General features: G+C 42.4%; 15 protein-coding genes and 1 pseudogene. 12 read left to right on the plus strand and 4 right to left on the minus strand.

Annotation, left to right across the window (positions count from 1 at the left end; translation table 11 throughout):
• The first annotated feature begins 56 nt into the window (after window positions 1–56).
• Window positions 57–578 carry a GyrI-like domain-containing protein gene (locus tag H9630_RS01700; RefSeq protein ID WP_191713758.1) on the plus strand — a complete coding sequence of 174 codons (522 nt, stop codon included), beginning with the start codon at window positions 57–59 and terminating at the stop codon, window positions 576–578.
• A gap of 186 nt (window positions 579–764) precedes the next feature.
• The gene (locus tag H9630_RS01705) at window positions 765–1,817 is read left to right on the plus strand and encodes a glycine-rich domain-containing protein (RefSeq protein ID WP_191713759.1); all 1,053 of its coding nucleotides are present in this window, start codon (window positions 765–767) and stop codon (window positions 1,815–1,817) included.
• Window positions 1,818–1,897: 80 nt separating this feature from the next.
• On the opposite strand, the gene H9630_RS01710 is transcribed toward H9630_RS01705, so the two are convergent.
• The gene (locus tag H9630_RS01710) at window positions 1,898–2,368 is read right to left on the minus strand and encodes a competence protein ComK (RefSeq protein ID WP_191713760.1); all 471 of its coding nucleotides are present in this window, start codon (window positions 2,366–2,368) and stop codon (window positions 1,898–1,900) included.
• A gap of 238 nt (window positions 2,369–2,606) precedes the next feature.
• Between H9630_RS01710 and H9630_RS01715 the strand changes: the two genes are divergently transcribed.
• The gene (locus H9630_RS01715) at window positions 2,607–3,089 is read left to right on the plus strand and encodes a sigma-70 family RNA polymerase sigma factor (protein ID WP_191713761.1); all 483 of its coding nucleotides are present in this window, start codon (window positions 2,607–2,609) and stop codon (window positions 3,087–3,089) included.
• A gap of 58 nt (window positions 3,090–3,147) precedes the next feature.
• On the plus strand, window positions 3,148–4,467 hold the full coding sequence (locus tag H9630_RS01720) for an ATP-binding protein (RefSeq protein ID WP_225218314.1): 1,320 nt from the start codon (window positions 3,148–3,150) through the stop codon (window positions 4,465–4,467).
• 58 nt (window positions 4,468–4,525) lie between these two features.
• Here the strand turns inward: H9630_RS01720 and H9630_RS01725 are convergent.
• Window positions 4,526–4,708, minus strand: a pseudogene (locus H9630_RS01725) (IS3 family transposase); the annotation flags it as partial.
• Window positions 4,709–4,796: 88 nt separating this feature from the next.
• Window positions 4,797–5,669 carry a UV DNA damage repair endonuclease UvsE gene (uvsE, locus tag H9630_RS01730; protein WP_191713763.1) on the minus strand — a complete coding sequence of 291 codons (873 nt, stop codon included), beginning with the start codon at window positions 5,667–5,669 and terminating at the stop codon, window positions 4,797–4,799.
• Between the two features lie 98 nt (window positions 5,670–5,767).
• On the opposite strand from uvsE, the gene H9630_RS01735 reads away from it, so the two are divergent.
• Window positions 5,768–6,244 (plus strand): SRPBCC family protein, encoded by a 477-nt coding sequence (locus H9630_RS01735; RefSeq protein WP_191713764.1) that lies wholly within the window; start codon window positions 5,768–5,770, stop codon window positions 6,242–6,244.
• A gap of 295 nt (window positions 6,245–6,539) precedes the next feature.
• Entirely contained in the window at window positions 6,540–7,508 is a 969-nt protein-coding gene (locus H9630_RS01740) for an SMP-30/gluconolactonase/LRE family protein (protein WP_191713765.1), read from the plus strand.
• Window positions 7,509–7,693: 185 nt separating this feature from the next.
• Here H9630_RS01740 and H9630_RS01745 read toward each other — a convergent pair whose 3' ends face one another.
• A complete protein-coding gene (locus H9630_RS01745; RefSeq protein WP_191713766.1) occupies window positions 7,694–8,464 on the minus strand; it encodes an NRDE family protein in 771 nt (256 codons plus the stop codon).
• Window positions 8,465–8,878: 414 nt separating this feature from the next.
• Between H9630_RS01745 and H9630_RS01750 the strand changes: the two genes are divergently transcribed.
• The 6 genes from H9630_RS01750 (at window position 8,879) to H9630_RS01775 (ending at window position 17,260) form a co-directional block, all read left to right on the plus strand.
• On the plus strand, window positions 8,879–10,510 hold the full coding sequence (locus H9630_RS01750; protein ID WP_225218315.1) for a sensor domain-containing protein: 1,632 nt from the start codon (window positions 8,879–8,881) through the stop codon (window positions 10,508–10,510).
• Between the two features lie 528 nt (window positions 10,511–11,038).
• Window positions 11,039–13,843: an ATP-binding protein gene (locus tag H9630_RS01755; RefSeq protein WP_225218316.1), complete on the plus strand. Its 2,805-nt coding sequence runs from the start codon at window positions 11,039–11,041 to the stop codon at window positions 13,841–13,843.
• A gap of 18 nt (window positions 13,844–13,861) precedes the next feature.
• Window positions 13,862–14,557 (plus strand): response regulator transcription factor, encoded by a 696-nt coding sequence (locus H9630_RS01760; RefSeq protein ID WP_191713768.1) that lies wholly within the window; start codon window positions 13,862–13,864, stop codon window positions 14,555–14,557.
• A 333-nt stretch (window positions 14,558–14,890) separates the two neighbouring features.
• Window positions 14,891–15,679: a YveK family protein gene (locus tag H9630_RS01765; RefSeq protein WP_191713769.1), complete on the plus strand. Its 789-nt coding sequence runs from the start codon at window positions 14,891–14,893 to the stop codon at window positions 15,677–15,679.
• Entirely contained in the window at window positions 15,621–16,316 is a 696-nt protein-coding gene (locus H9630_RS01770; protein WP_191713770.1) for a CpsD/CapB family tyrosine-protein kinase, read from the plus strand. Before H9630_RS01765 ends, H9630_RS01770 begins: the two co-directional genes overlap by 59 nt.
• A 32-nt stretch (window positions 16,317–16,348) precedes the next feature.
• Entirely contained in the window at window positions 16,349–17,260 is a 912-nt protein-coding gene (locus H9630_RS01775; RefSeq protein WP_191713771.1) for a polysaccharide biosynthesis protein, read from the plus strand.
• Window positions 17,261–17,262: the final 2 nt, after the last annotated feature.

Here is a 17,262-nt window from a genome sequence, read left to right on the forward strand (position 1 = left end):
ACGAATAGAGAATAATACAGTTATTGGCTCGATTCGTTCAAAGAGGAGAGGGTTGGATGGGGCAGAAGTATATCAGTGAACCATTTGTGGAAGAACGTGCAGAGCAGCCATATGTCGGAATTCCAATTGTGGCGGGGCTATCGGAATGGGACGAAGTCAACGGCCTGGTTGGTGAACTATTCGACTGGTTGAAGAAGAGAGGCATCAAACCGGCAGGAGCTCCATTTTTTCGATATTGGTGTATGGGAGATTCTGAGGGCAAGTACAAGATGGAAGTTGGAGTGCCGGTCAAGCGCATGGTGTCGGTAGATGAACGTGTAGTGGCAAGTTATATTCCGGGCGGTTCCTATGTAAGAGCTTTGCATAAAGGGCATCCCGATGAGTTGGAAAAATCTCTTGATGCCCTAGAACAATGGGCACTACTTGAAGGGTTGGACATCGATAAACGTTGGGAAGGCGAAGATGAAATATGGAACGGCCGTTTCGAATTTTACGTAACCGATCCCGAAACGGAACCCGACTTGAACAAATGGGCAATTGAAATCGCATTTCTGCTCATGCGCGACGACGCTGCATAGGCGAAATGAAAAGTACTTCTCTTTAGATTGGCATTTTTAGCCGGAATAATGAGAAGTGCTTTTTTCGATAGAGTAAAATTAGCTCATTGCAAATATACAGTAAAAGCATTTTTCCAATGTATGTAAAACAGCCTTTTTTTGGAGTAAGATAGAAAAGGAAGGTTCATTTAAAAAAGGAGAGATAAGATGTTTGTATCCTTTGGAATTATTGTTGCAATCGTAGGAGCCGTTGCTTTCGGAAGTTATTCGCAGAATCGAAAGAAGTTTAACGCGAAAAATGGAAATCGGGAATTGTTTTTGCTGACGAAAGTCGAATTGGTCAAAAAACAACAGACTTTAGAATTGGATTTTGTAAAAGAGACGGATTCTGCTGCTCGAAATCATGCGCAACAGTTGGAAGATGCTTTGCCGCTGGACTATCAAGTGAATATCTACAATCGAATGGTTCAGGAGACTAAGTATAGCCAGGAAACTATCCTGGAATTGATGTTTGAGCAGAAACGTTTTCTTCTTATGGCCTCTATTCTGAAAAAAGTGCCGATGTTCTCAAAAGCCGTAGACGAAGTGTGGCATCAGCAATTGATGTTCACCAATCAATATAAGCATTTCACAGAAAAATTTGCTGGACAATTTATTCATCATGCCCCAAACGTGGATGGTGTAGATGGAGCCGATGATAAGTTCTTGTTTGATATGATGTACAAAAAACTATTCCTTGAGAAACCTTCTTCGGTCAAATCATGGGGCACTCCATTTTATGCAAACATGCCAAGCGAAGAGTTTATTGCTGAATGGAGAGACACAGACATCGATCAACTCAAAGGGAGGTACTTTTTTGCCAGGCCTGAAACTCGGCGACTGGTTCAAGGATTGGTTCGGAGCATAAAGGAGGATATCCAGGCTGCAGGCAACAAAGGGAAATTCAAGCAGTTTCTCCAAAAGCAGACTCGCATCTCCGCAAACTCCTATCCCACACCGGGAACTGCAAATGAGCTGACGCTTCCTTACGTATTTTGGGCGGCGAATAGTGATGGCACAACGTATGCTGAATCCCTGGGGATAGCAAAAACACAAAGAAAGATCAAGCTGGATGCCGATGCGGAAAACCCAGGTTTTCTCAGCAATCTTTTGGACAGCCCTAAAAACTCAAGAGATCCTTGGTGTGCTGCTGAATCAACTGATTCTGGCGGCTCCGACAGCGGCCATTCCTGCGGAAGCAGCTGCGGCGGATCTGATTGAAAGGGATAATGTTTTCTGGAAGAAAGACACCTCTCTCTGCATTGGCATATCCCAATGCAGAGAGAAGTGTCTTGTTTCTTTCAGCGCTTGTTTCTTTCACGGACGTTTGAATAATAGTAAATCATCTCGTACATACGGCTGCGCTGTTTTTGCAGGATGCCGATGGAGACATTGACTTCTGTTGAAACATTGAATTCATCGAAAATGATGCGGGTTCTGGTTGGGGCTATAGTTTCAAGGCGGTAATGGTGGTTGAAAATCCAAACGCAGTCAGGGTGATCCGGAGACTTTGTGGGATAGGCGGCCAAACCATCTTCTGAGATGAGAAGTGTTGTTTTTTTATGCTGTTTAAGATTATGCCGTGTGGCTTTTACGCGGCCTTCGTATGTAGAAGCAAACATCATACAGGCCTGATCAATCAAGGTCAAAACAGAATCGCGGGAATAAAAAATGCCGTCTTTAGTGACGATTTTAGACTTTCTTTCTGTTTCGAAATAACTTTCCACAAACAACACTGATCGATCAATTAAGTTCTCATCATATTTCTTCACTGGCACAAGCTCCCCTTTCTCAACACATGAAAATTCTACCATTCGCTACTTTATCAGGCAATCTATTTTTTGAAAATAAAAACTCTTTTGATAATTGTTGCGCACAAACGGTTTGTTTCCTCGAGACAAACCGTATTTTTGAACGCCAAAAGATAGGAAACAGCGATTGGCTGCTTCGTTTAATCTGGACTATTCTGGATTCACCCGGGAATCGACGAACGTTCAGAAGGATAAGACGATGAAAGATTTTGAAGAAGTAGCGGTACAATATGCTCCAATGATTTCTGCTTTGATCCGAAAGCTCCATATTTACCGCGATTACGACACTTTTCGCCAAATCGGCAATATCGCCTTATGGCAGGCATGGCAGCGTTTCGAAGATTCAAAAGGAAACTTCACTCCTTTTGCTTATCGCAGCATTCAAGGAGCGATGCTGGATGAACTGAAACGGGAGGCCAAAAGAAACGATCGCGGAAGCTGTACAGACAATGGTGTTAGAGAAAAAGCAGAAGAAACAGTGATAGAGGAATTACCGGAATGGCTGGAAGTAAATCAATTGACTGCACATGAAAAGTGGCTCCTCGATGCTCTTTTCGTAAAAGGGTTCAGCCTTCCGGAATTGGCCGAACTTGAAAAGATTTCGCTGGCCGGAATGAAAAAGAGGCGCGAGCGGCTATTGAAAAAACTGAAGGTTACAACGCCACATCCGTTCAAAAAATAGAAGACATCAGCCGGCTTCCGGATTCATGCAGAAAGGGGTGGTAGGGAGGAACGGCGAATTGTATAATGAAGGACGCAGCAAAAAAGAAAAGGAGATGACATACATGGAAGAAATGATGACGGGCATGATCAATAACATCTTTTTCATCATCTTTCCGATTGTCGTCTATCAGATGTTCGCTACAGCAGGCCAGCGAAACTTTTTCGTCAGCCACCGTGTGACCATGACCATTCTTTTCTCGATTTCCATCATATTATGCATGGTGTTCCCTTATCAGTTTCTGACAGACCAATACATTTTTGATTTAAGGCAAGTACCTATGATCGTAGGAGCTTTGTATGGTGGACCTGTAGTTTCGGGCATCTTGTTTTTGGTTTCTTCAATTGGCCGGATAATCATTGGTGGAGATGGGATGTACATTGCCATCCTGAATCAATTCGTTATTGCGGCTGGAGTGCCGTTTCTGCGTCCTCTGTATATGCGGATAAGTCGCCTCGGCAAAATTGCATTAGTGTTCTGCATTTCAATTGCTTCGCTCTTGTTCAATATGTTTGCGGGCGCGTTCTTTTTTGGGGATCCGCTAGATGACATTATTGGAATTTGGGTGATGCTGATGCTCAATCAAGGAACCATCATTGTCTTGACGGCTTTGTTGATTGAGCATATGCAACGGCAGGAATACATGTACAATGCTATGCTGAAACATGAAAAAATGGAGACAGTCAGCCATTTTGCCGCGGCCGTATCCCATGAATTGCGAAACCCTTTGCAGAGCATCAAAGGCTTTATCCAGTTGATGCATGAATATGAATACAGCCGTGAAAAACAACTGGAGTTTCATCAGACCATATTAGAAGAAATCATTACGGCAGAAGATTTGATCGATGATTATTTGGTCTATGCGAAACCAACCTACGGACAACTAGAGCCGATTACGGTTTCTCCAGAAGTCCATCATGTACTGAAAATCATGGCGCCTTATGCTAATGGAAAAGATGTCATCATGCAGATGATAGAGATGGATGAACATGCAAGGATACTGGTCGATCGGCAGAAATTCCAGCAGGCTTTGGTTAATATCATCCGAAACGGCATTGAGGCGATGCCTGAAGGAGGAACCTTGGCCGTATCCGTCAAATCGTCTCCTGCCAAAGTGTGGATCGAAGTGGCTGACGAGGGCGTCGGTATGACAAAAGAAGAAGTGAAACGCTTAGGAGAACCTTATTTTTCGAATAAAATCAAAGGAACAGGACTTGGAATGATGGTTACCTACAGCATTGTCAGCCAAATGAATGGAGAAGTTCTGGTGGATTCCGAAAAAGGAAAAGGCACTGAATTCACGCTGGAGTTTCCGAATATAGCATCGGTGAGCAAATAAAAAGGAGCTGTCTGGAAAGTAAGTTTTAGGTAGTGATCCTTTAAAGTTAGAGTTTTACTTATGCAGCTAATTTTTGTTTAATACGTTCGTTGTTGCAGTAGGTTATGTATTGTTCGATCTGCTGTTTTAATTCTTCGTATGATGCCAATGCTTCTCCATAATACATTTCCTGCTTCAGGAGGCCGAAGAGGTTTTCCGTGGCCGCGTTATGGGCACAGGTCTCTTTTCGGGACATGCTTTGGAAAGCAGTGAATCGAATGAAACACATGGAATCTTTTAAAAAAAGCTGCCCTTTTGTCATGAAAAAATGACTTTTGGGACAGCCTTTTTTATTTATTCATTAACTGCCGGACAAAAGGCAGGACGGATTGTTCTTTCAGTTTGGCTTCGAACATGATGTCCGCATCGGTTCCGCGGAGCAATGCCATTAATTCATTAAAGTCCGTCTCGGAAACGAGATCATGATGGCGCAGATCCGTGAATCCTTCTTTTCCTGTGCTGATATGGATTTTAGGCGTACCGTAACCTTTCCAGGTCTCAAGGATTTCAGCATAGTCAACGGGATTCCCGTCATTATTGCAGTTATGGTGATGAATATCAAAGCAAATCGGTACTCCGCATATCTTATTGACATCCAGGACGTCTCTCACTGTAAAAGTTTTATCGTCATTTTCTAGACGTAAACGCTGGCGGATGCTTGGAGACAGCGCCAGATAGGCTTCCGCGAATCGTTGTTTTGCCGCTTCTTTGTCTCCATAAGCTCCTCCGGTATGGAGAATGATGTCGGAGCCCCCGAGCAATTGAATCAGTTTATCATGGTATTCGAGATCCTCGATTGATTTCCGGACCACTTCGGGCTTCGGCGAATTGAGAACCGTGTATTGTCCGGGATGAACCGATACCCTCATGGTATTTTCTTCTACAATTGTACGGATTTCATCTGTGATCGCCAGAACATCCGAATCTTCCCACCAAATCCAATCGTTTATCGGATGGGTAGAGAGTGGAACGATTGAACTGGAAGCCCGGTAAAAGAAAATATCGTGCTCCAGATTCCACCGGAGGATTTCTAAGGTAGTCTCCAGATTTTTCATGGTCAATTCTTTTATTTTTCCTGTCCCTTCCGCTTCCGCAGTTGCGACACGCAAAGTTCTGAAGATGGTTTTCAATTCAGTGTTCATACAGGCATAACCTAATCTCATTTAAATTCAACTCCTTGCTTTTCTATACCCTTCCAGCACCGATTGCATTCCTTCCTTTCGGGTATATTAATAGAAATGATCCAATAGGAGGAATTGAAATGACTGCAGAAATCACCCGCACAGAAAAAGGTTATCTTGCCACATTTGACAGGAAGCTGTCGCATGACATCGAAAAAGTTTGGCAGATGCTGACGGATAATGAAAAGATTCATCAATGGTTCGCCGGATTGCAGATAGAAGAGCCGGGAAAAGGGGGACACCTCTCGTTTGATATGGGAAACGGTCATTTTGAAAAAATGTCGATTACGGATTTTGAGGCGGAAAGCCAATTGGGTTTTGAGTGGGGTGAAGACCATGTCCGGTTTGAGCTTACGCCGGCAGATGGGGAAACCCACCTGCGTATGTTGGAGAGCATTCCAGCTTTAACAGACCATACACCAAGGGATTTGGCTGGCTGGCATGTTTGTTTGGATGTTCTCGAGGCACTGCTTAACAAAGAAAGTATTGAACGGACTTTGGAGTGGGAGCATTGGTATCCCGAATACAAGCGATTGATTGACAGCATGAGTATTTAACGAAGATTGATCGCAGCTTCTAAAGATAATATATGATGCATGAGGCAGATAGCTTTCTAAAAGCCAGCTATCTGTCTTTTATCTTTGGAATTATTGATAACCTACCAGTTTAACAAAAATATTCTTGTTAAAATAGATAAATTCTTACTGAATTATTCCTGTACTCTACCAGTTATCCTTGTTGTTTTTACTCATTGCCGCTTGTATATTTTGTTGAAGCAGTTTCATATTCCGGTGGCGGTCAATTAAAAATCCGAAGACAATGAGTTCAGTAAAATGAGGAGGTATTCAGCACATGAAAAAAAGAGGATGGGCAATTATGGCATTGCTTGTGGTTTTCCTGGTAGCAGCCGGTTTTGCAGGCACAAAAGCAGCCGACGACAAGAAGTCTGTACCAAAAGGGGAACGACATGACATTTCTGAGATCATTCCATCTAAAGCTAAATGGGAAAAGGTGGTTACAGGAGATGGCGGGTTTATGGAAGGCATCAACTTTGACCGTGACGGCAAGATTTGGATGGTCAGCCCCATGTCAGGAGAACTTTTGGCAGTGGAAAATGGAGAAGTCGAATTCGTTAAAGAATATCCAGGTCCGGTAGGAGCGAAGTTCCATAAAGACGGCCGCCTGTTCATTACCGATATCAGTGGAGTGATCCACGCATACGATCCGGAAACAGGAGACAGTAAAGTGGTCATCAGCACATATCAAGGAGAACCGTTAAACGGCTTGAATGACTTGGTATTTGATCAAGATGGTGGCTTGTATTTTACGGAACCCATGGGCTCAAGTGCCACCCATCCAGTCGGACGCGTCTTTTATGTTCCAGCGGACAGTAAAGAACCTGAATTATTCGCTGAAAAAATCGCCTATCCGAATGGCGTCGCAATTTCAGCGGATGGATTGCGTGTCTACATATCAGAATTCGCCAAAAATAGAGTACTTGCTATTCCGGCCAAAAATGCACCACCATCACCTGAAACTCCGTTTATTTTCGGACAGTACGAAGGAGGAATCGGTCCCGATGGTTTAGCGGTTGATGACAAAGGGAATTTGTATATCGCACATTTCCAGGCTGGTGAAATTGTCGTTCAAGATGCAAGCGGATTTAGTTATGGCACAATTCGTCTTCCGGAAGGCGCAGGAACCTTCACAACGAATCTGACATTCCAGGACGGTTATCTGTATGTCACTGAATCCTCCAAAAATGAAGTATGGCGAATTCAAGTGAAAGAAAACGGATTGCCATTGTACGGAGCGCAATAAAGAATTTCAACCAACGGTGAGTTGCTAATTCTTATCAAAACCGATCAGTAGCTGATTCAGAAATGCGTATAACGTAAAGCCGAATAGAAACTGCTGAACAAATTTACGAACCAGAAAAGTAAAAGAAACCCGGCATCCTTTCAAAATAAGGTTGCCGGGTTTCTGTATATTTCAACCGAAATCTGTTACTGGGTTTTCTGCTCAATTTTGAATTCAAAAAAACTGTCTTCCTGAAATTTGCCTTTTTCGTAATTTCGTTCTGCAAAGGTAAGCGTGCCATCATGCGAAAACAAGACTACAGTTGCAGCGCGTGTTCCGTAATCAGGTGTTTGAATGAACATAGGAGACAGCATACGTTCCAAATCCAAACCAACTCCAGTGTCTGGAAGATGCGTATCGGGTGCATGTTCCGTATCAGATAGAATGGCGAAAAGCTCTTCCAAATCCGCTTCTTTGGATTGTGCCATATAAGAAGACAGCTTTTCCTTTCCTTTTGTCACTTTTGGCCAAGGCGTATTAAGAAAATGGTTGCTGAGTCCATGAGTTCCAGGAGGAATTTCGTAAGACTCATGCTGAATATTGTTGTAATAAAGCAATCGGTCAGAATCGCCCAAAATAATATTGAACCCAGCGTATTGTGTTGGATCGATGGACGTTACATAATCTTTAGGAGAATCGGTACTGGCTAAAAAGTTTTTGACTACTGCGCCTCTCGATATGGCGCCTGCTTCGAGATTGGTTGGATCCCGAAAATTTGTCAAAGCTGCAAAACGTCCATGTTTGGTAACTCCCAGCCATGTGCCCATTCCAGTCAAGTCGCGGCCAGCTAAAATATGGGGCTCGTCATCCCAGAACCGGGCAGATGCAGCGGGACGGCCGTAAAACTCGTCTCGATTTGCAGCAACAATCAGTTTGTATTTTGGATGGTTCCGAAACTGTAGGTTGATCAGGCACATAACTTATCCCCTTTGTTATTTTTATCCGTTAGTAAAGCTTCCGCTGTCCAAAAAGTTCACCAGCCTTAAAAGTCCGATTGGAACAACTTTACTCAATGGCCAGTGACTGCTGTGTAAAGTTTCTCTCATTATATACAATGAACGGTTGCGTTAACAGAAAGAGGTACCGGCATTTAAAATTATTCTATCAAGAAAATGGGATGGGTAGAAATTGAAATGAACATTCATCATCTGCAAAATCTATAACGCAGAATGACCTATTTTTTAAGAATGAAATTAGTTCTAAAGTTTTAAATGGAAGTATTTTCTGCTACACTGTTAAAAGAGTTTTTACTATAGTTGGAGAGCTTAAAGAGGATCAGGAGGATGGACATAATGAACGAAGCGGCTTCATTGTCTTTTGCACAGGTATTGATGGAAGGCATTAAAGAAATGGTGTTTGTCATAAAAGTGATTGAGCAGGATTCTTTCATTTACGAATTTTTTAATACGGCAGTGATGGAAAAAACCTCTTTGACTTCTCTTTCGATTGGCAGGACATTTCATGAAGTCCATTCTTCAAAGCTGGCGAGTTTTTTACAGGAAAAGTATAGGGGAGCAGTCCAAAACAGACAATGTGTGGTCTATGAAGATTCTTTCTATTCTGCTGGGAAGCAACTATTTTATTCAAAAACCCACCTGACTCCGCTTTTCGATGAGACAGGAAAATGTACTCATGTTGTAAGTTTAGTAAAAGATGTAACAGATGAAAAAGCAACTGAATTGAAAAACAATGGAATACGTGAACGCTTGGAAGAAAATAGTGCCCGATACAGGGCTTTATACGAAAGCAATGCAGGTGCAATTTTTACAGTGGATTTAAAAGGCGATATTACCGGTGGGAATCCGACAGCCCAACAGTTAAGTGGCTACTTGATGAAGGAGATAGTTGGAAGAAACTTTGTTGATTTTGTTTTTTCAGAAGACCGACTACTTGCAGAACAGCATTTTCTGGCTGCTGTCGAGGGTAAATTTAAAGACGCGCGCCTGAACTTCACTTCGAAATCTTCGGAAATTATGGGTTGTTTGATTAAATTTATTCCAATTAGTCCGAAAGGTAAAATTACTGGCTTTTATATGGTTGTCAAAGATATGACAGAATTGGATAAAGTGGCAAGCCTTTATGAAGCTGGGGAAAAGAACTTTCAGATCATTGCGGAAAACGTTCATGATGTCATTGTATTGATGGATCATCAAAAAGCTTATCTATATTTGTCTCCTTCTATTGAAAGCATATATGGCTATCAGGCAAGCCACATTATCGGCCAAAAGCCATTTTATAATGTCCATCCGGAAGATGTGCCGGCCATAACACTGGCCTTTGATGAAGCCGCAAAGAGCGGTACTACTTATCTGCTGCAGCTTCGCCTTTTGCATAAAGACAGAGGATGGGTGTGGTCGGAACTAAACGGTACTCCTGTATATGATGAGAAAAAGAGGTTCAAGCACATGGTAATGGTTGCGCGGGATATCTCCCTGCAAAAAGAATATGAGAATCAACTGATGCATTTTGCTTATTTCGATTCTTTGACTGAACTGCCCAATCGCCGTTTTTTTCAGGAATATGCAGCAGAGCAAATGGAAATCCATGATAAAACGCAAAAAAGTTTAGCAGTGATGATTCTGGACATTGATGATTTTAAAGAAATCAACGATCAATGGGGCCATGAAATTGGTGATGCAGTTATCCAGGAATTTGGTTATCGGTTGAGCACCTGCATCCATAGAGCGAATATGGCTGCCCGTCTGGGTGGGGATGAGTTTGTGGTTTTAGTAGCAAATGCAGAAGGACAGGAACAAGTGGCTAATGTGGCTGCCAGCATTTATCAAACAATGGAAAAACCTTTTAATGTGAAGGATTTATCCTTACAGGTTTCCATCAGTATGGGAATCGCCTTTTCATTGGATGAAAAAATAACAATTTCAGCCATGATGAAACGGGCGGACATGGCCATGTATAAAGCTAAAAACCAGGAAAAAAATTCATTTCAAGTAAGCCCAACATGAGCAGCCTTTGCTCATGTTTTTTTATGATGAAATAATAAAGTAAATTAAGTAAAATTATTGGTAAAATTAGTAGATGATAGACAATGTTTGAATTTTCGGAATTAAAATGAGTTTTCTTTTTCTAAGGAAAATGTTATGATTCTGTTAAATCATACATCCTATTAAAAATCCATAAATTGGTTTCTATACTAATTAAATTTACCTTAAGAGATGATACAAACGTGCATAATTAACTATAGATTTGCTGGAGTCGGCAATGGTCAAGGAATTTATTGATTTATCTCTCTTCTCTGTCCACTGGCCGTAAAAGCCCGATTGGATGGACTAACACTCAATGGGGAAAAAACTTCCACTGAGTGAAGTTTCTCTTTACCCCGCATTAACGGTCAGTAAGACTTCCGCTTCGCGAAAGGTCTACTGGCCGTAAAAGCCCGATTGGATGGACTAACACTCAGTGGGGAAAAACTTCCACTGAGTGAAGTTTCTCTTTACTGAATAACTGAGGTGAAAAAGATGAAAGAGTCCTTAATGAAAATTTTTATGGTCATCAGCCTGATCTGCATATTGGGAATCTCTTTCTTTTTTTACAGCAGTCAATATACAATCGCAGTTGACAGTGAAACAGAAACGATCTATTTGAGTTCTGATGTGGATGAACTTTTATTGACGGATGAACTTCGGATTTTAAAAGACTTGGAAGGCGATTTGCGGATTGATGATCTAGTGGTGCCCCCTTACAGTTGGAAGTTTATTTCAAATGAAGAAGAAGTGCCGAATGGCGGGTTGGCTAAAGATGTGTATTGGTTGAGCTTTACGGTGAAAAGCCAGTCAGAGGATCGGGACTGGTTGCTGGAATTGGCAAATCCATCTATTGATGAAGCCATTCTTTACTCGCCGGTTCCGACGGGTGAATACACTAGTGAAAAAATTGAAAAAGGCATTTCAAGATCAACAGAAACACATCCTCATCATCATTTAATTTTCGACTTGAATTTGTCGGAGGCGGAAGCAAGTACATACTTTTTGCGTGTGGAGTCAAAAGGTGCTAAGTATATGCCATTGACGATTTGGGAACACGGTGCATTTGAAGAGCATTCCCGACAAATCACTGCCTGGATCGGGCTATTCAGCGGAGTAAGCCTCATCTTTTTTTGGTGCTGCATCCAGTGGTTTCTCAAATATAGACAAAAAAACTTTCTGTATCTCCTGTTGTTGTCTGTGTCATTTATTTTAGTATCTTCAACCTGGTCCAATTTCAGTTTTGCCTACATATGGTCAAACTTGGAATGGTGGAACAGACAAACTGTCTCCGTATTGATTGGAGCAGCCAGTATTCTGTTATTGGTTGTTACGCGTGAACTGTTTGCAGAAAGGCTCAAAGCCTCTCGCTATTTCACTATTATTAAAGCAATGATAGTTTTAGCCTTGTCTTCAATAGTGCTTTCATTCTTTTTCTATCCCATCGCTGCATTGCTGCTGTATGTAGTGGCTCTTCTGTCTGCCGGTGTTTCTTTTTCAATCGCTTTTTATGCTTGGAACGAAGGGGAACGATATGCCGGCCAGTATGCGGTTGCTCAATCTTTTTTGGCAGTGGCTGTTTCAACGGCCTTTTTAACTGCCGCTGCGATTATTCCTTATTTGAATATCCTCCATTATGCAATTTATTTCTTTAGTGGAATGGGTCTCTTATATGCAGCTAAGGCATTGCTCGAGAAAGAACATATTGGTTTTAAAAATTTAGGGGAACTGGAGCGCCAGAAAAATGATCGGCAACAGTTAGAAGCGGAAACGCTGAAACATGCTAATAAGCAAAAAGATGAGCCGTTGGCATATACATCGGCAGGCCTGAAAATACCTCTTGAGGACAGGGATGGAATTGCACGATCCCTTCAAGAAACGACGGAAGGGACAAAGTCTTTTGCAACGGCGAGTCAATTGAATGAATGGGTGACAAGTGGAGAAAATATGGCACATTTGGTCAATAGCGTTGAGGATCTTTCCAAAAAGAAGAGAGATTCTGAAACGGGGCAAGTTGAAGCAGGTATTAGAGAGCTTTCTGTTTCCAAATTGGCGGCTTCCATATTGAAACAGCAAGAAACAAAACAGACGTTGAATATCCTTGTTATTGATTCGAAAGAGACCAACCGGTTGGCACTTTTGCAGCAATTGGGTTCAGGTGGTTACCGAGGAATTGGCGCAGAAGATGGCCAAACTGCTTTGCGCATATTGGCAGAAAGTGCAGTCGATCTGATTGTAATGGATGGCAATCTGGACGATGTAACAAGTGACGAGTTATGCCGACAGATCCGCAGCGACTTTACATTGACGGAGTTGCCGATTTTGATGTTATCGGATGAAGATGGACTAGGTAAGAAAAAGGATGCTTTCAAAGCGGGTGCCAACGATTTTCTGGTGAAGCCTTGTGACAAAGAAGAGTTTATGCTGCGTGTTGAGACATTGGCGAATATGCGCAGACTGACACAGGAAATGGCCAACTTGAATCATTTTCTGGAACGCAATGTCCAGGAAAGGTCAATGGCATTGGAAGTCACCAATAAAAATTTACTGACAGTCAATGATGAAATTCAGGAAATTGAGAAATCCAGAAACGAAATGCTGTCTGCAATTTCACATGAACTGGGTACACCCATTACACTGATCCACAGTTATATCCAAGCGGTTAAGGAAAGTTTGATTGAAGAAAACAATCCGCGCTATTTGGATATGATCCATAAAAAACTATTGCTTCTGGAACGCCTGACAGAAGATCTTGTAGAGCTGACGAAATACAAGTCTGGCAATATGACCTTGCGATTCGAGCAACATGAACTGCAGCCATGGACAGAACGGCTCGTCGATTCGTTGGAATCTGATGTCATTCAAAGCGGACGGGAATTCAAATTCCGCGGCACAGAAAATCCGGATGGAATTAATCAAGCTTATCTTGCGATCGACTTGGACCGGATTGATCAGGTCATTTCCAATATTCTCTGGAATGCCGTTAAGCATACGTCTTCAGAAGAAGGGCGGATTGAGCTGTCTCTGGAGCTGCTTGCCCAAAACAATAATCATGCTTTATTGGCTGAAGAGGATTTTGATGGAGAACTTGTTATTCGGATTTCTGATAACGGTCGGGGCATCAAGAAAGAGGCATTGCCGCATATATTTGACCGGTTTTACAAAATCGATAGTTCCACGAGCTATAAGGGGAGCGGGCTTGGGCTCGCAATTGCTAAAGAAATCATTTTGGCCCATAAAGGGCAGATATGGGCGGACAGCAAAGAAGGCAAAGGGAGTGTTCTGATTATTGTATTGCCGCTGGTTCTGCATTAACGAACAGGAGGAAAACAGATGACTGCTGCTACAGTGTTGATTGTCGAGGATGATGAAGGAATACGCGAATTGATGCGATTGTTCTTGCTGAAGAAAGGGTATGGCGTCATTCAGGCTGAAAATGGTCTACAGGCTTTGGATATGCTGGAAAGCGAGAGGCCGGACCTGATTTTACTGGACGTGGAAATGCCGGGCATGAATGGTTTGGAAGTATGTGAGAAAATCCGCTTGAAAACGACTTTGCCGATTTTGTTCGTCAGCTATCGTAAAGAGCTGGTCTATAAAATTCAGGGATTGGAAGCGGGCGGCGACGATTACATCACCAAGCCGTTTGATTTCAACGAACTGGAAGCCCGTATACGTGCCATTCTGCGAAGAAACGGCTGGAAGAACGATGAGGAAGACGGGCTGACAATCCTGAAATATAAAGATCTGCATATTCATGTGGATGCGCGCGAATTGTATATAGAAGGGGCTCAGGTAAAGCTCTACCATAAAGAATTTCAATTGCTGCTGCTATTGGCCCAAACGCCAAACCGTGTATGGACGGCAGAGCAGTTATATGACCAGGTATGGGGCTATTATTCAGAAGGTGATGTGCAGACAGTCAAAGTCCATATCAGCAACTTGAGGAGAAAGATTGAGAAAGATCCTGCTAACCCGGTTTATATCCAGACGGTTAGAGGGTTCGGCTACAAATTCATATGGGAATGAAAAGCATTCGGCTGTTACTGGCTGAATGCTTTTTATTTTGCCGTTTAAGTGGCAGGGGCAAAGAGCGTTAATTTGTTGGCTGCAACAGTACAATGGCTTTTAAGTTATTTTATAGTCTTTTAAGCCTTATTTAAAATAGTGCCCTGTGATTAATAACCTGGTTTATTCCCTTATTTATTATTTTACTGATTATTGATTATCTGAATTGGTTCTTAATGCCTTTATTTTTTAAAGTTTTCTCTTTTATTAGAATTTTTAGATTACTTAACTTGTTTTTAACCTTCGAGTTTTACGATGAAAATAACAAAGGATAAACCTTAGGAGGATTTGATTATGGAAAGCACATTCAATTTGAATAAATTCCTGAAAGCAATGGCAAAAAGAAAAATGTTGATCATCCTAGTAACACTGGCTTTTATTGTTATTAGTGCGGTTGCCAGTTATACCGTGATGAAACCGGTCTATCAGGCGACAACGCAGATTTTAATCAACCAAAACACAGCAAGCAGCCAGGATTTCGATAGTCTGGATATCGACACCAATCTTCAATTGATCGGAACCTATAATGTCATTATCAAAAGCCCGGCGATTCTAGCCAATGTCATCGAGGAGTTACAGTTGAAAGATACGATTTCCTCCTTAACGGAACGCATTACGGTCAATAACATCGAAAGCTCACAAGTCGTTACCTTATCAGTGGAAGATTCTTCGATGGAACAGGCTGTGTTGATTGCGAATACAACAGCACAGGTCTTCCAAAAGGAAATCCAAACGATGATGAATGTGGACAACGTCAGTGTTCTTGCTGCAGCAGAAGCTGCTGCAAACCCAAAACCGATTCGCCCGGACCCTGTTTTTAACATGGCAATCGGAGCGGTGGCCGGACTGGTTTTCGGTATGGCCATCACGCTGATCCTGGATCAATTGAATACAACGGTCCGAACAGAAGAAGATATTGAAGAAATCCAGGGGCTTCAAGTTTTGGGGATTGTCAGTCCTGTAGACAGCAATTTGAAAATGGAAAAACCATTAAATCTATCAGAGAGATTGGAGAAGGATATACATGCGGGCAATGAACAAGACAAAAAGGTTAATGCCGCGAAAATTGGTGGCTCGTACTAATCCACAATCGATTACTGCTGAACAATACCGAACGATTCGGACCAATATCAATTTCTCGACACCTGGTTTGGATTCGAAAGTCATCTTGTTCACGTCTGCTTCAAAAGAAGAAGGGAAATCGACGACAGCGGCAAATATGGCAATTGTATTTGCCGAAACCGGCAAAAGAGTTTTGTTGATCGATGCCGATATGCGGCGGCCGACTTTGTACCGGACGTTCCAATTAGGGAACAACACCGGCCTGTCTAACCTCTTGCTGAGAAAAGGGCAGTTGAAACATTCGGTAAAAGCGAGTGGGGTTCCAAACTTGGATTTGCTGATGAGCGGACAAATACCCCCAAACCCGGCGGAATTGCTGGAGTCCGATGCTTTGGAGGAATTGCTGGAAGAAATGCGCGGTCAGTACGATTACATCCTTTTTGATTCACCGCCGATCCTATCAGTAACCGACTCCAAGATTTTAGCGAATAAATGCGATGGCACAGTTTTGGTAGTGAATACAGGGAAATCAGAGAAAGTCAGCGTTGAAAAAGCACGTGACTCTTTGGCTACAGCGAAAGCATTCATTCTCGGAGTTGTCCTGAACAATTATCCGCTCAACAAGGAAAACTATTATTACCATAATTACAACGACTAAGCTGTTGATCCGAAAAGAAAGGGCGAGCGTAAATGGAGATGTACAAACACCGTGCACTTGAAATTCTTCATCGTTCACTGATCCCTTTCCTTGTTGTTTTTCGCCAATTTCGTATCTTTGTTTCGAATGGATTTGAAAGTATAGAAGAAAAGCTGGAACTGGTAGCTTTGCCGACAGCTCCACATCTGACTGGAAAAAACGTTTTGGTTACTGGAGCAGGGGGGTTTGTCGGTTCCCAAATTGCCCGTCAGCTGATTCAATATCAGCCTTCCTGCATTCTGCTGCTCGGACATGGACCGCAATCCATCTATTCAGTTGAATATGAGCTAAGAAAGCTGATGGTAGGGAATACTGAAATCATACCGATTGTTCTGGATGTTCAAGATAAAAAAAAGATCTATTCCATTATTGGGCGCTACAAGCCGGACATCATCTACCATACAGATGGGCACCGGCAACTAGATATAACAGAAGAAGATTCATCTATCACTCTACATGGGGCTGTCTTTGCTGCCAGTAACATTGCGGAAGCTGCCAACCGTTACCAAATTAAGCGTTTTGTATTGATTTCTACTGAGTTGGCTGAAAAGCCGCGAAATCTCATGGAAGCTGAAAAACGCTTGTCTGAAATGGTTGTTGAGAGTATTTCATTGACCAGTTTGACTCGGTACATCATTGTGCGTTTGCCGGAAGCTGGAATGTCTGCTAAGTCGAAGAAGCTTTATAGTCCGAGTGACACAAAAATAGCAGATGCTCAGCTGGTGCAGCGTATTCTGCAAACGGACAGCCAAGCGCCAGCATCTGATTTATACGGCTTGAAGAAGGCCGATTCAAGCCCATCTAGAGGGCTTAGCCAAATTGAAATGGCCAGACTCCTGAAACAGTTGAAAACAGCCACGGAGAATGAAGCGCGTCAGTTGGTCATATCTTTTCTGAAGCGTTAAAC

This window comes from Planococcus wigleyi, from assembly GCF_014836985.1.
Classification (GTDB): Bacteria; Bacillota; Bacilli; order Bacillales_A; family Planococcaceae; genus Planococcus; species Planococcus notacanthi.